Origin of the sequence: Bacillus sp. PS237 (genome assembly GCF_037963345.1) — a bacterium.
In the GTDB taxonomy this organism is placed as follows: Bacteria; Bacillota; Bacilli; order Bacillales; family Bacillaceae; genus Bacillus; species Bacillus subtilis.
Map to the genome: position 1 here is coordinate 2,522,296 of NZ_CP150156.1, position 14,221 is coordinate 2,536,516.

19 protein-coding genes are annotated in these 14,221 nt (G+C 42.9%); 4 read left to right on the plus strand and 15 right to left on the minus strand.

What is annotated here, in order from left to right:
* Positions 1-24: 24 nt before the first annotated feature.
* Entirely contained in the window at positions 25-1,131 is a 1,107-nt protein-coding gene (gene gpr / locus NST22_RS12955) for a GPR endopeptidase (RefSeq protein ID WP_003229991.1), read from the minus strand.
* A 203-nt stretch (positions 1,132-1,334) separates the two neighbouring features.
* Between gpr and rpsT the strand changes: the two genes are divergently transcribed.
* A complete protein-coding gene (gene rpsT / locus NST22_RS12960) occupies positions 1,335-1,601 on the plus strand; it encodes a 30S ribosomal protein S20 (RefSeq protein ID WP_003229989.1) in 267 nt (88 codons plus the stop codon).
* A gap of 14 nt (positions 1,602-1,615) precedes the next feature.
* Here rpsT and holA read toward each other — a convergent pair whose 3' ends face one another.
* Entirely contained in the window at positions 1,616-2,659 is a 1,044-nt protein-coding gene (gene holA, locus NST22_RS12965; RefSeq protein WP_003229987.1) for a DNA polymerase III subunit delta, read from the minus strand.
* A gap of 39 nt (positions 2,660-2,698) precedes the next feature.
* Complete coding sequence (locus NST22_RS12970) at positions 2,699-2,848, minus strand: hypothetical protein (protein WP_003229985.1); 150 nt, start codon at positions 2,846-2,848, stop codon at positions 2,699-2,701.
* A 40-nt stretch (positions 2,849-2,888) separates the two neighbouring features.
* On the opposite strand from NST22_RS12970, the gene NST22_RS12975 reads away from it, so the two are divergent.
* Positions 2,889-3,023 (plus strand): YqzM family protein, encoded by a 135-nt coding sequence (locus NST22_RS12975; RefSeq protein WP_003229983.1) that lies wholly within the window; start codon positions 2,889-2,891, stop codon positions 3,021-3,023.
* 39 nt (positions 3,024-3,062) lie between these two features.
* Here NST22_RS12975 and NST22_RS12980 read toward each other — a convergent pair whose 3' ends face one another.
* From NST22_RS12980 to comEA, 3 genes are all read right to left on the minus strand, one after another.
* On the minus strand, positions 3,063-5,393 hold the full coding sequence (locus NST22_RS12980) for a DNA internalization-related competence protein ComEC/Rec2 (protein WP_009967776.1): 2,331 nt from the start codon (positions 5,391-5,393) through the stop codon (positions 3,063-3,065).
* Between the two features lie 3 nt (positions 5,394-5,396).
* On the minus strand, positions 5,397-5,966 hold the full coding sequence (locus NST22_RS12985) for a ComE operon protein 2 (protein ID WP_003229978.1): 570 nt from the start codon (positions 5,964-5,966) through the stop codon (positions 5,397-5,399).
* Between the two features lie 66 nt (positions 5,967-6,032).
* Positions 6,033-6,650: a competence protein ComEA gene (comEA, locus tag NST22_RS12990; protein WP_004398514.1), complete on the minus strand. Its 618-nt coding sequence runs from the start codon at positions 6,648-6,650 to the stop codon at positions 6,033-6,035.
* 83 nt (positions 6,651-6,733) lie between these two features.
* On the opposite strand from comEA, the gene comER reads away from it, so the two are divergent.
* Positions 6,734-7,555, plus strand: coding sequence for a late competence protein ComER (gene comER / locus NST22_RS12995; protein WP_004398597.1), 822 nt, complete (start codon positions 6,734-6,736; stop codon positions 7,553-7,555).
* 65 nt (positions 7,556-7,620) lie between these two features.
* Here comER and NST22_RS13000 read toward each other — a convergent pair whose 3' ends face one another.
* Genes NST22_RS13000 through NST22_RS13035 form a run of 8 tightly spaced genes read right to left on the minus strand, consistent with a single transcriptional unit; the run spans position 7,621 to position 12,632 of the window.
* On the minus strand, positions 7,621-8,364 hold the full coding sequence (locus NST22_RS13000; protein WP_003229973.1) for a class I SAM-dependent methyltransferase: 744 nt from the start codon (positions 8,362-8,364) through the stop codon (positions 7,621-7,623).
* Positions 8,361-8,717 (minus strand): ribosome silencing factor, encoded by a 357-nt coding sequence (rsfS, locus tag NST22_RS13005; protein ID WP_003229971.1) that lies wholly within the window; start codon positions 8,715-8,717, stop codon positions 8,361-8,363. Before rsfS ends, NST22_RS13000 begins: the two co-directional genes overlap by 4 nt.
* A 17-nt stretch (positions 8,718-8,734) precedes the next feature.
* Entirely contained in the window at positions 8,735-9,295 is a 561-nt protein-coding gene (gene yqeK, locus NST22_RS13010) for a bis(5'-nucleosyl)-tetraphosphatase (symmetrical) YqeK (protein WP_004399059.1), read from the minus strand.
* The gene (locus tag NST22_RS13015; RefSeq protein ID WP_004398676.1) at positions 9,285-9,854 is read right to left on the minus strand and encodes a nicotinate-nucleotide adenylyltransferase; all 570 of its coding nucleotides are present in this window, start codon (positions 9,852-9,854) and stop codon (positions 9,285-9,287) included. Before NST22_RS13015 ends, yqeK begins: the two co-directional genes overlap by 11 nt.
* An 11-nt stretch (positions 9,855-9,865) precedes the next feature.
* Positions 9,866-10,156 carry a ribosome assembly RNA-binding protein YhbY gene (gene yhbY, locus NST22_RS13020; protein ID WP_003226133.1) on the minus strand — a complete coding sequence of 97 codons (291 nt, stop codon included), beginning with the start codon at positions 10,154-10,156 and terminating at the stop codon, positions 9,866-9,868.
* On the minus strand, positions 10,150-10,992 hold the full coding sequence (aroE, locus tag NST22_RS13025) for a shikimate dehydrogenase (RefSeq protein WP_003229967.1): 843 nt from the start codon (positions 10,990-10,992) through the stop codon (positions 10,150-10,152). The genes yhbY and aroE overlap by 7 nt, the downstream gene beginning before the upstream one ends.
* A gap of 17 nt (positions 10,993-11,009) precedes the next feature.
* On the minus strand, positions 11,010-12,110 hold the full coding sequence (gene yqeH, locus NST22_RS13030; protein WP_003229966.1) for a ribosome biogenesis GTPase YqeH: 1,101 nt from the start codon (positions 12,108-12,110) through the stop codon (positions 11,010-11,012).
* A 3-nt stretch (positions 12,111-12,113) separates the two neighbouring features.
* A complete protein-coding gene (locus NST22_RS13035; RefSeq protein WP_003226126.1) occupies positions 12,114-12,632 on the minus strand; it encodes a YqeG family HAD IIIA-type phosphatase in 519 nt (172 codons plus the stop codon).
* Between the two features lie 361 nt (positions 12,633-12,993).
* Between NST22_RS13035 and NST22_RS13040 the strand changes: the two genes are divergently transcribed.
* Positions 12,994-13,134, plus strand: coding sequence for a sporulation histidine kinase inhibitor Sda (locus tag NST22_RS13040; RefSeq protein WP_003226124.1), 141 nt, complete (start codon positions 12,994-12,996; stop codon positions 13,132-13,134).
* 305 nt (positions 13,135-13,439) lie between these two features.
* On the opposite strand, the gene NST22_RS13045 is transcribed toward NST22_RS13040, so the two are convergent.
* Positions 13,440-14,171, minus strand: a complete 732-nt coding sequence (locus NST22_RS13045) for an SGNH/GDSL hydrolase family protein (protein WP_003229964.1) — start codon at positions 14,169-14,171, stop codon at positions 13,440-13,442.
* Positions 14,172-14,221 lie beyond the last annotated feature (50 nt).

The following is a 14,221-nucleotide window of genomic DNA, read 5'->3' on the forward strand; positions in this document are numbered from 1 at the left end:
ACAAGCTAGAGGAAGTAGAACTGTTTAGTGATTGTAGGAGCCTTTGTTTTCTTGTGACACTTTTTCATGAAGCGCTGTGTTTAATCCGTTCGCTAAAACATTTGCCATATCGTCGATAAATGAATCGACTTCCTTCGGTGTAACCATTAAGTTGTGCCCTAAAGGCGAAAGCACCTCGTGAATGAGCTGCCGTTTTTCATCTTCTTGAAGGGTTCCGACAATACCTAGGAACGATTGGCGCTGCTTTTGATCGGGAAGATCGTCTTCAGTGAGCACTTTCTTTTTCCCAAACGTCATGCCTGCCGGAACAAGCGATCTTGATGGCCTGTTATCCTTCATTTCTCTGCCAAAATGTTTTAATATGTAGTCCACCGTGTCGCTGGCAATTGTCACGGCATCAACTACTGTCGGAACACCGATAGCAATCACCGGAACACCAAGCGTGTCTTTGCTTAAATCTTTTCGTTTATTCCCCACTCCAGACCCCGGGTGAATGCCTGTATCCGATATTTGAATGGTTGTGTTGACCCTTTCCACCGCCCGCGCCGCCAACGCATCAATGGCGATGACAAAATCAGGCTTCGATTGCTCAATCACACCTTTAATAATGTCACTTGTTTCGATTCCTGTTATCCCCATTACACCCGGTGCAAAAGCACTGACAGGCCTGTAACCCTCCTGTACGTTTTCCGGCTGAAGCTTAAACAAGTGCCTTGTTACCAACAGATTTTCTACTGCCATCGGTCCAAGCGCATCAGGTGTCACGTTCCAGTTGCCGAGCCCAACGATCAAACAGCTCGCATCTTTTGAGATATTAAGGTTTTCAAGAAAAGCTGAGAATTCCTCCGCAAAGACAGCAGAGACCTTCTCCTGCATTTCCGAATCATTCTCCCTGATTCCCTGTGCTTCAAGCGTTAAATAGCGCCCTTCTTTTTTTCCCGAAAGCTCTGCGCCTTCCTTTGTAACATCAACTGTGCGGATTTTAATGCCGCCGTGATCACGCTCTTTTTCAATAAAGCCTTTAATTTCTTTTGTCGGCACAGCCTGCTGATTGGCCATTGCTTCCTTCGTTTCCACTGCCAAATCGGTCCGTATCAAATACTGATTCACATCCAGCTCACTCTTTTTCATACAGGGGCCTCCTTCACATTAAGTACCTATATTGTTGCCATTTGCTGAATAAATCATGCTAAAAAGAGAACCTTCAATGAAAAATACTTTACATTTATATTGCAATCTAAAGGTGTGTTTGATAGAATACAATTTGTTCTATTGTGAAGAAGATTTAACCTTAAGACACTGTGCTACAGGTTGTATCTTAGGAGGTGAAACACATGCCAAACATTAAATCAGCGATTAAACGTACAAAAACAAACAACGAACGCCGCGTTCATAACGCGACAATCAAATCTGCTATGCGTACTGCAATCAAACAAGTTGAAGCTTCTGTTGCCAACAACGAAGCTGACAAAGCGAAAACTGCTCTTACTGAAGCAGCTAAACGTATTGATAAAGCAGTGAAAACAGGTCTTGTACACAAAAATACCGCAGCTCGATACAAATCAAGACTAGCGAAAAAAGTGAACGGACTTTCTGCATAATATAAAAACGATCCTCAATAATGGGGATCGTTTTTTTCATTTCTTTTTAACAGCTGTAAAAGGAACAGTTCGAGCAGGAGCTGCTTGTCCTTTTTCCCGGTTTTCATCTCATAGTCCATGACGGCAAGCTGTTCAATAATTAAACGGAGCTCCTCCTCTGAAAAAAGCCTTGCTTGATCCATCGCCAGCTTTACCCGAAATGGGTGAACTTTTAGATTAGAAGCGATTTGTTTTTGTCCGTATCCCTGTTCCGCGAAGTACTTCGTCTGCAGAATCAGCCGGAACTGATTCGAAATAAGCGCCATAATTTTGATCGGTTCTTCATTTTGTTTTAGCAAATCATAAAAAATTTGCAGACTCTCTGTTCGTTTTCGGTTGACGATTTTATTGATCAGCTCAAAAATATTTTGTTCAAGGCTTCTAGCAACAAGCATTTTTACATCATCCAGCGTAATTTCTTCACGATCTCCAATAAACGTGCAGAGCTTTTGAATCTCCTGAAAAATCGATGACAGATGACCGTTCACAAGCAGAACCAAATGCTCCGCCGCTTCCGTGCCGATTGTTTTCTGCTCTGTTTTTGCAAGGTTGACAGTAAAGTCTGTCGTTTCCTTTGCATTTAATTCCTTCGCCTCCATCATAAACGCGTGCTTCTTTAACGCTTTCGTCAGCTTTTTTCGCTCATCAAGCTTTTCATACGGAGCAAGCAGGACAAAGACTGTGTAAGGCGCAGGTGATTGTATATATGATTCAAGCGCACTGACGTTGTGCTCAATTTTTTCTTTTTTCTTTTCACCTGTTAAAAAATATGGATTTTTCACAATGACAAGACGCCGCTCCCCCATAAACGGAAACGTTTCAGCATCTGCAATCGCTTGATCCAGCGGGTCCTCTTCCAGATCAAAAACGGACAGATTGAAATCCTTTGTCTCCTGATCAACGACCGTCTGTCTGATCCTGCTGACGGTTTCTTGCAGCAGATATGTCTCTTTTCCGTATAAACAATAAACCGGATGGACCTCTCCTTTTTTCAGGCTTTTCCACACATCAAATACCATTGTTGTACGACTTCCTCTCTTTCATCATCCCCTTCTATCCTAAATTGAGTTTGCAAAATAGTAAAGAGGAAGCCTGACTGCTGCTTCCCCATTTATATTAAACGCCTGTTCGCAAGCCCCCGGGACAGCTTGTAAAAAGGCGATAATCACCAGAACAGAAAACGTTACCTTAGCTTCTAGATTTTTCAAAACAATTCCATTATACTTAAGTCAGTCAGGAGGGATAAAGTTGAATGATTTTGAAAAAAACGTTCAAAGCAAACGAAATGATGCTGTAGATTCAGCTGTTGGTTTTGTTGTGTCCTTCGGATTTTTCGCCTTCTTGTTTGTCATGGCAACGGTTATTCACCTAGTTGGTTCATAACAGCGACTGCCCGGGCTGCTGATTTCTCGGCAGTCTTTTTTAGTTCGTCTCTGTTATATCTGATGTATCATATGGAGGATAGACAGAAAAGGTTCCAACTCTGTTTTTGTATCTATATTGGATCGTTCCGTTTTGATCTGTTCGCAGCACGCGGATAGAATGTCTCTGTAATAGTTGCAGAACTTTTTGATGAGGATGATGGTACCGATTGTTTTTCCCGGCTGAGATAATGGCCGTTTTCGGCTGAAGCTGTTGGATGAATTCTTCACCGGTAGAGCCTTTGCTCCCATGGTGCCCCACCTTTAACACATCTGCTTTTATATTCGGAAACACGTTCATCACCTCTTGTTCCCCTTCTTTCTCCAGATCACCCGTCAAGATCCAGCTCATACCGCCCGTCTCCATCCACAGAACGAGAGATGAATTATTTTTGCTTGCCGGATCAGGTGCTTCCGGTGACAGTACATGGAACTGCAAATCCTTTATTTGCAACACATCGCCTCGCTTCACCTCTTCAATTGCCACTCCCTCTTCCCTGGCTGCCTGCAGCACTTTCTCATCTTTAGGTTCAGAAACGAACCCTTTCGGAATCACGAGGCGCTTTACTTTATGATGCTTCAGCAGAATCTCCGCCTCTCCGATATGATCTTGGTCAGCGTGCGTCAGAATTAAAGCGTCAAGCTGCTTGATTCCCTTAGCAGTTAAAAACGGAATCAGCACCTTTTCCCCCAGTGAAAACGGATGCTGTTTTTCGCGCCAAGGCTCTGACGAGTAAGACAAAGTGCCGCCGGTATCAATTAAGACACGACCCCGCTGATGCGGAGCACCTACAAACATGCTGTCACCCTGTCCAATATCTATCATATCCACTTCTCCTTCGGAACTAAGACACGGATATATAAAGAGCAGAAACATCACCGTGCAGCAAATGCCTCCGGTTACCATCAACTGCGACAAGGAGCGTTTTTCAATCGCCATAAGCAATAGGATGATCGTGACTGTGAATAAAAAAAGCAAAACAGGTGCAGGATGTGCGATCATAATCGTGAACACATCAACATCTGCAATGTTTGTGATTAACCTATTGATCCAGCTTATCAATAAATCAAACCAGCTGAAAAACAATCTCCCAAACGAAGCGGAAAGACTTAATAGAAGAACACCTGCTACAGCTCCCGGCAAAATACAGAAGGTATAAAATGGTACCATCAACATATTCATCGGTACGCTGATGATAGAAAACTGATGAAAATGATATAGGAGAATCGGAAGCGAGCCCAGCTGAGCGATGAGTGATACAATTGTCAGCTGCCCCAAGGAGGTTTTAACCTGCTGAAAAATAGAAGAGGATAGAATTAAAGAAAAACTGACGGCGAACGATAGCTGAAAACCGGCTTCAAAGAGATGATAAGGATTGAAGAGCAGAAGGACGATGTACGAAAGGCAAATTGCAGTTGCAGAGCGGACACGCCATTTGACAAGACTTCCAGCTAAGTAAACACCCGACATGAGAGCGGCGCGTAGCACTGAAGGAGCAGCGCCGGTCAACATCACATAGAGCGGCAGAAATAACAGCAACAGAATTGACGCCTTTTCTCTAGTTATACCAAGGCGGATCATGATATAAAACAAACCTGCTGTCAAAATCCCCACGTGGAGTCCTGATATTGCCAAGAGATGGACAACACCAAGCTTTTGATACGCGGTAAGCACTTCATCCTCCACGTAAAATCTGTCACCAACTGTAAGTGCCTGTACAATCCCTGTCGAATCAGGAGGCAGAAGGCTGTTTGTGAATGATATGATATGTTTTCTCAAGCTGAGCACCTTGTACTTGAAATTTTCAGGTTCGCTGCAGTTTTGGATAGACGTGACAGAGTAGTTCCAATGAATATGCTGCCGATAAAGATACTCGTTATAATCAAATGCACCCGGCACAGTTGCGTGATTCGGTTCTTCCAATGTACCAGTCAACTCACATGACATTCCTGGTTCTATGTATAACAGCTGTTCTTTTTCACCAGCAGACTGAATGCGATACGCAGCAGCCCATTTTTCCTTATCAGGTGTCTCAACCATCATAGACATACGGTCGCCGTCAATTTTGGGAATAGTGTCAATCACTGCCTTGAATTGATAGGTTCCCTGCCGATAGGAAGAGACATTCTGAGAATCTGTGACTGCATACAGTACAAAAAACAATATAAAAGAGAAGAAACAAACAATAATAAGAAAAGCGTGCCTCGTTTTGATTAAAATGATGAGGAGAAAGAGGATGAAAAGAAAAATAGCGGGGAAATAAGCGGCGGCAGTAATTCCAGCCGTTGCCGAAGCTGCCGCCATAGGCAATAATAAGCGCGAATTACGCATTCATCACACGTAGCTCGTGAAAAGTGTATTCGCCTGTTCATGTATCTTTTTCAATTCTTCCTCCGCTAAACCGGCATCAGCCAATTTCCCTATTAGACCCGCTACAAATGAAAGCTTTTCTCTGTTTTTCAGATCAACGATCATTTCATCGAGTTCAACCTGTTCAACAGTTACACCCGCCTGTTCAAATAATTCCTGCGCATACGGATGTGTTTTGTAATCCTCAGCATAATAAACCGTTTTGATACCAGCTTGAATAATAGATTTGCAGCATTGAATGCACGGATAATGCGTCACATAAATCTCGGCTCCATCAGTCGGCACCCCAAACTTAGAGCATTGAAGAATCGCATTCATTTCAGCGTGAATGGTTCTTGCGCAATGATCATCTATCATTAAGCATCCTTCATCTGCACAATGTACGCCGCCCGCGATTGACCCATTGTAGCCTCCTGCTATCATGCGTTTGTCTCTGACTATAGTAGCGCCGACAGATAATCTCGGACATGTGCTGCGCAGCGCCAATAAATGGCTTTGAGCCATAAAGTATTGATTCCATGAAATTCGTTCCACGTTGTTCCCTCCAAATGTTGTGTTGCCTGACCTTTAGTTTACCTATCATAATGCATGACCGTCAAATCACTTTACTGTAATGGAAGACTTTATTTTCTCAAATGACTTTTCACCTATTCCTGAAACCTTAGTGATATCTTCAATTGTTTGGAAACGACCGTTTTCCTCCCGGTATGCAATAATAGCTTCAGCTTTGGATGGCCCCACCCCTGAGATGCCTTGTAACTCCTCTAAGGTTGCTGTATTGATATTCACCAGCGCTCCCTTCCCTCCATCGCTTTGGACAGACCCTCCGCCACCTTGCTGCACTGCTGTTTCCTCTCCCTTTTTCGGGATGTACACCACTGTCCCGTCCTGCAGAATCTCCGCCAAATTTACTTGCGCTTCGTCTGCTTGTTCACTGGTCCCGCCCGCTTTCTCAATTGCCTGAGATACTCTGTCCCCTGTTCGCATTTCATAAACGCCAGGATGCTGAACAGCACCTTTGATGTCTATCACAATTGTTTCGTTTGACTCGTCGTTGTTTGCTTCCTGCTTTACCACTGTATTTTCTGTCTCTGTTGGTACAGCTTGCTTCACCGGCTCTTTATTTTTCCCTGTGGCCAGAAAGATCATAATCGCTGTGAAAACAGCCGCAGAAGCCGCTAAAATAATTGCTTTCTTATGCTGATTCAACCAATTCATCGTGCATGTTCCCCGCTTTCGTCATATTTTATTTTCATAACACATATGGTTTAGAGGATAATAGCTCAAAGGAGGGGAAACCATTGAAGATAGGCTTTATCGGCACAGGAAATATGGGTACGATCCTTATCGAATCATTTATTGAATCAAAAGCGGCCGATCCCTCAAACATGACAATCACAAACCGCACAATTGAAAAAGCGTTGCACATAAAAAACCGCTACAACAGCATAAACGTTACCGAAAGTCTCGAAAAGCTCGTTTCTGAAAACGAGATGATTTTTATTTGTGTTAAGCCGCTTGATATATATCCTTTACTGGCAAGAGCGTTACCTTATTTAAGAAAAGATCATATTCTCATTTCAATTACAAGCCCCGTTCAAACCGAACAGCTCGAACAATATGTGCCGTGTCAAGTGGCGCGAGTGATCCCAAGTATTACGAACAGAGCGCTGGCAGGTGTTTCTCTCGTCACTTTCGGCACAAGCTGCGGCGAATCTGCAAAAGCGAAAATCAATGAGCTGATGCAGCATATCTCTCATCCGCTGCAAATTGAAAGTGACATCACGAGGGTTGCATCAGACATCGTAAGCTGCGGCCCCGCTTTTATGAGCTATCTGATTCAGCGGTTTATAGATGCAGCTGTTTCGGAAACATCAGTGTCTAAACAGGACGCGATTTTGATGTGTAAGGAAATGCTTGTCGGAATGGGAAAACTGTTAGAAACCGAATTGTATACCCTGCCTGCATTACAGGAAAAGGTTTGCGTTAAAGGCGGTGTAACAGGAGAAGGCATTAAAGCGCTGGAAAGCGGTGTGCAGGATATGTTTCACCGGGTATTTCAAAATACTCATATGAAGTACGAGGAGGATATTTCCGCAGTGAAAAAGCAGTTTCATGTGTAGACGAGTATGTCATACGTTCGTCTGTACTGCAAAAGCATAAAAAAGCATTTTAAAAAACCATCGTTTTAGGAAACGATGGTTTTTGATTTCTGCGCCTTGAAAAAGAGGCGTTCTGATTGTGCTGATGGCTCGGTATCCGTAAAATCAGCTGTCACGCGATGGAGCTGAAAGCCGCAGTTCTTAAGCATTTCTTCGTATTCTTCCACCGGGAACGTTCTTTGCTCGTGTGTCTCATCAAAACGATCATACGCTTCTCCGTTCCACACAAAAAACGACATATCATGAATGACAGAAAGCTCGTCACTTCCGGCAAAGCTCTGCCAAATATAGCTGATATCTTCGTCCTGGTCAGCAAATGTGCTATCCGGAAAGACTTCCGCAATTTTAAAAGATGAATGAACATCAAACAGCAGGATGCCTTCAGGCTTTAATACCCGAAAAACACTTTTAAAGGTTTCGATCACATCATTTTTTGTTTTTAAATAATTTAATGAGTCACAGCATATCACAACAGCGTCAAATTGACCGTCAAAGCCGGTAATCTCTCTCATATCCTGCTGAAGAAATAAAATAGGCTGGCTACTCGATACCTTTTGCTGGGCGAAAGAAAGCATCTCTTCGCTGAGATCGATGCCTGTAACCTCGAAGCCTTTTTCGGCAAGCCGGATGGAGATTTCCCCCGTGCCGCATGCCAGATCGAGAATACGGCCTTTTTCCGGGAGAGATGCTTCAATCCATTTTGTCCATTGATCGTAAGGCGCGTGTGACATTAGCTCGTCATACACGCTTGCAAAGCCTTGATAAATCATTGATTCATTCCAAAGTCAAGATCTGCGAGCGGAGCGTCTCCCCACAGCTTTTCAAGGTTGTAGTAGCTTCTTTCATCCTTGTGGAAGACATGGACAACTACATCGCCTAGATCAACGAGAACCCATCTTGCTTCATCAAAGCCTTCCATCTTTTTGACTTGAATGCCGTTTTCATCAGCTTGATCCTTGATTTCACGGGCAATCGCCTGTACCTGTTTATCTGAATTTCCGTGGCAGATCAGAAAATAATCAGCAACCAGAGAAATACCTTCCATATCCAGTGCTAAAATATCCTCTGCCCGTTTATCATCGCAAGCCGCAGCTGCGATCTTTAAAATGGACTTTTGGTTCATTCACAAATTCCTCCTGTTCAGCTGCCAGACACAAGCCAGTTATACGTTAAAAATGTGTCTGGAAAAACCGGTTGATTTTTTTTCATAAGAAAAACCATTGTATTTTTAATGGACTGAATCAGCGCTTGATTCAAATCTGTCTCAGCAAGCTTACGCACCTCATCGACACCGGGAAATGCCCGGTTTGGCTCAATGTAATCGGCAACGTAAATGACTTTTTCTAAAAGTGTCATGCCGGGGCGGCCTGAGGTATGATACCTAATGGCGTCAAGAATGTCTTCATCTTGAACCCCTGCCTCTCTTTGGACCAAATAAGCGCCGACCGGAGCGTGCCAGAGCTCCGGATTATGATCCAATAAATGCGCAGGCATTTTTTCACGCGCAATAATTTGTTTCATTTCTTCTTTCGGGCGGAATTTGGCGTAATCATGAAAGATTGCCGCTATTTCCGCTTTTTTAGAATCGGCTCCAAAACGCTCCGCAAGTTCGATCGCCGTGTTCATCACGCCAACCGTATGGATATATCGGTGTTCGGTCAATTGCTGCTTCACGCATGCAAGTGCCTCCTCACGATTCATATAAACCATTCTCCTCTACATACTTCTTCACTTTATCAGGGATTAAGTAGTCAGTGGGCTTCTTGCTTTTAAACCGTTCCCTTATCATAGTTGATGATACCTCAAATTCCGGAACGTCTGCAAAGAGAAGCGGATAAGGGGTTTCAACATGAAAACCGGGGCGCTTTACTCCAATAAATTGAATGAGGTTCAGCAGCTCGTCCAGCTTATACCATTTCGGCAAATATTCAATCATATCAGCGCCGATAATAAAGAACAGCTGATCATTTGGATAACGCTGCTTCAGTAAAGAAACGGTATCAAAGGTATATGATGGCCCTTCTCTTTCCATTTCAACAAGCTCCAGCTTAAAGGACGGATTAGATTGAATTGCAAGCTTTAGCATTTCCACGCGATGAAAGCTGTCGGTATAGTCTTCGTTCTGTTTATGCGGCGGAATTTGATTAGGCATAAACCAAATTTCATCAAGCCCCGCCTGGTACAGCACCTCATTCGCCATTAAGAGGTGACCATTATGCGGAGGGTCAAACGTGCCTCCGAAAATTCCGATTTTCTTCATTTCAACCACCTTTAAGGAAGCTCGATTTGTTTATTTTCCTTTGATTCCTTATATAACACAATCGTATTGCCGATTGTCTGCACCAATTGAGAGCGGCTTCCTTTTACAAGAGCTTCCGCTACATCGTTTTTATCCTCTTCGCAATTCTGAAGCACGCTGACTTTAATCAGCTCTCTCGCTTCAAGCGCCTCAGCAATTTGTTTAATCATGTTGTCGTTTACTCCGCCTTTACCTACTTGAAAAATCGGCGTTAAATGATGCGCTTTTGAACGCAAAAAACGTTTTTGTTTACCTGTTAACATTCTGTTCCTCCTAATTTTCCTATTACAATAGATCTCATTTTTTCAATATTAGGCTCTTGTCCAGTCCACAATTGGAAAGACAATGCTGCCTGTTCAACAAACATGCCCACACCATCGAGTGTTTTCAAGCCTTTTTGGCTTGCTTCTTTTAAAAGTGCCGTCTGTATTGGATTATACACGATATCACATACGACGGCACTGCTCGCGGCACGCTGTAATGAAAGCGGCACATCGTCCACGTTCGGATACATGCCCACAGACGTTGTATGGATGATAACATCATACTGCTCAAGACGTTCTTCTGCTTCTTTTATGCTTAATACTTCTTTATTGTGAAACGAGGGAGTAGCTTCTGTAAGCCGCTTTGCTTTTTCTAACGTCCGGTTGCAAATGTCAAATTTTTTCGGGGTATTTCGGACAATTGTTGTAAAAATGGCTCTCGCCGCTCCGCCAGCGCCGATCATTAAGAATGACAGTTCAGAGATGGGCTTGTCTAATACCTTCATTAATGACTTCACGAAGCCTTCCCCATCGGTATTGTATCCGACAAGCTTATCTCCCTCTCTTCTGACCGTGTTTACGGCACCGAGCACTTTTGCACTCTCATCAATATGATCCAAATAATCCATAATGGAAACCTTGTGCGGAACAGTCACATTGATTCCTTGTACGCCTAGAGCTCTTATTCCTTTTACCGCATCCTCCAGATCATTCTCTTCTACCTTGAAGGCATGATAATGTCCGTCAAGCCCGAGGTCTTTCAATGATGCGTTATGAATATCAGGTGACATAGAATGGCCAATAGGATTTCCGATAACCCCGTACAGCTTTTTCATACACCTCTCCCCTTTTCTTAAATTAATGAACGCCGAACAAATACATGAACGCCTTTTGGCGCGTATGCAGTTACCTTTTTATCAGCGTCATGGACAGTAACCCAGCCTAACCCAGAGAAAACGATATCTGTCTTTTTGTCTTTTATCGTAAACGTATGGGCGACCAATTCAGGAAACTCATCCATTTCATCTTTACCCGGAGGTGTGAGCAATTCCCCTGCATGCTTTTCATAAAGCGCGTCTGCATTTTCAAGTTTTGTTCTATGAATCATCAGCTCATTCGGCATATAGCAAATAAAAGGAGATCTTTCCCCAGACACATAATCAAACCTTGCAAGTCCGCCAAAATACAGTGTTTGCTGATCATTAAGCTGGAATGTGCGAGGCTTCAGCTCCTTTTTAGGAGATAATATTTTCAGGTCCTTTTTATTGACATAATGCGCCATTTGATGGTTGTTGATAATTCCCGGTGTATCATAAAGCGATGAACCGTCATCCAGCGGGATTTCAATCGCATCAAGGGTTGTGCCAGGAAATTGGGATGTTGTAATAATATCTTCTTCACCTGACACTTCTTTAATAATCCGGTTAATAAAGGTTGACTTTCCTACATTTGTACATCCGACAACATAGACGTCTTTTCCGTTGCGGTAATGCTCAATCGCGTCAATTACTTCTCTGATTCCCTGGCCGCGACCCGCACTGACCAAAAATACGTCAACCGGTTTTAAGCCAAGCTCTTTCGCTTCACGCTTCATCCATTGGATCAGACGCTCTCTTTTCAGTGACTTAGGCAAAATATCCGCTTTATTGCCAACTAATAAGATAGGGTTTCCCCCCACCAAGCGCTGCAGCCCATTAATCCAGCTGCCGTTAAAATCAAAAATATCAACAATTTTTACGACCAGAGAGTCCGTTTCTCCAATACCGTGAAGAATGTTCAAAAAATCATCATCAGTTAAGGAGACATCTTGTATTTCATTATAGTTTTTCAGTCTGAAGCAACGCTGGCAAATCACATTTTCTTTCGTAAGCGATGCAGGCGGCGCGTACCCCAAACCTGTTTTGTCCTCGGTTTGGATCGTAACTCCGCACCCGATACAAACAACCTTTTCCATTTCTTACTCCTCCCACTGAATGTGCCCTTTTCGTTTGAGAGCACTCAGTATTCTGCGTTCGACCTGGCGGTTAAAGCGCGTAATGAATCCGTCAGAGGAAGCGACTGGCACGACCAAAATCGTATGGTAGCCGTTTCGGTTTCCCCCGAGTACATCGGTCAGCAGCTGGTCTCCGATGACAACGCAGTCCTCTTTTTTCAGCTCCATATTGCGCACCGCTCTATTAAAGGCTTTACCCATCGGTTTTCTTGCTTTATAGATGAATGGGATTCCAAGCGGTTCTGAGAAAAGTTTCACTCTTCTTTCGTTATTATTAGAGACAATTGTCACTTTAATGCCGTGTTCCTTCATTTCTTCAAACCACTCGATCAATCGCGGCGTCGCGTTCGGCCTGTCCCATTCAACAAGCGTATTATCCAGGTCAGTAATAATTCCTTTTACATTTCGTTCCTTTAATTTCTCAGGTGTAATATGAAAAATATTTTTTACAAACTCGTCAGGTAAAAAAAACTTTTTTAACAAAACCCGCACCCTTCCCTTTTTCTTTCTTTCAAAATGATTGTCGAAAAAAATCGAACTTGCGCCTAAAGAAAAACTGAGCAAAAAAATTTCGACAAAAATTGGGTTTCTTCACCAGGTGTGGATAAATTTACACACACTATCCACTCTTATTACATCACTCTTTAGACAAATTATAAACACGATACTCACAAGTTATCCACTTTTTGGTGTGGATAACAGAACGATTGTTCTTATATGCATTTCATGGTAGATTAAAGATAACTTCAACCTCAGATGAATGCAACTTATCATTGTATGCGTTAAAATCATGAATGATTCCAACTTTTAAGGAGGTGCCTCTCCCATTAATTGGGTTCCTAGCATGAGAAAACTGTCTGATGAATTACTAATAGAATCTTATTTCAAAGCCACCGAAATGAATTTAAACCGTGACTTTATTGAGTTAATTGAAAACGAAATAAAAAGAAGATCGCTCGGACATATTATTTCCGTATCTTCTTAATAGGAATTTGTCTATTTTTTCCGGGCGTATTTCCTTTTTTTACTCAGATGACTGATATTATATCACTTTGGCTGCGCGCTTTACTACTATTTTCAGCAAAAAACACCCCTAAAAAGAGGTGTTTTAAAGGGCCGGTTATTATGCTAACCAGTATATGCCGCCCACAACAAGGAGAACAACAACTAAAACAACAATAAAAGCGTATCCATATGCTCTGCCTGCGCCATACATGTGAAGCGCCTCCTTAATAAGGTTTTATAACAGCCTATGTAGGAGAAATAAATCGGACTAGGCGGTTGTCCGGCTCAACGCTGCAGGATCTGCCCATCTTGTATTCCTTCATATACGATCCTTGCCCCTTTAGGTGTCATATGATTTCCAGAAGGATCTATAAGACCAGATTGGATAAGCGCTTCATCAGTTGCTTTTCCGCCGTCTGCTTCTATAAAATGCTTCCAGTTATCTACAAGAGGGACATCCAGGCGCTTCGACACATCTCTTGTAATATCGTTATATGAGTTGTGCCATTTCCTTGCTCCGCCTTTTGGTTCAAAAGCAGCTGCTTGATATCTGGAATAGTAAAACAAATGATGCTTCCCATTACCTTCTATAATTGGGATACACGTCATTAAGATTGGCTTGATCCCGTGTTTTCTGCTTTCTTCAATAAAATAAACCAGATTTTCTCTAAAACGCTGCTTCGACACTCTCGGTTTCCCCTCAGTCAGTATGGCAGCGTCATTGGTTCCGAACATAATAAACAAATACTTCGGTTTTTGATCCAGCACATCTGTCTGAAATCGGAGACGGGCATCCTCTGTCGTCTGTCCGCCGATTCCCGCATTGAGTATATCAAGGTTACCGCGCTCAGCTGTTTTTAATATATTGACCCACTGCTGTGCTTTTGGATAATCGCGATAATCCCAATTAGAGCCACGCGTATTACTGTCACCAAATGCTACAACGTCTTCGTATCCCCTTCCCTCGCATCCTGCTGTAACGAACAGCAGAAGGAAAAGGATGATAAAATGTTTCATCTTTACACCCCCAAAAGCCTCACTTTAATGTTATACCTCTGTTTCTCTTC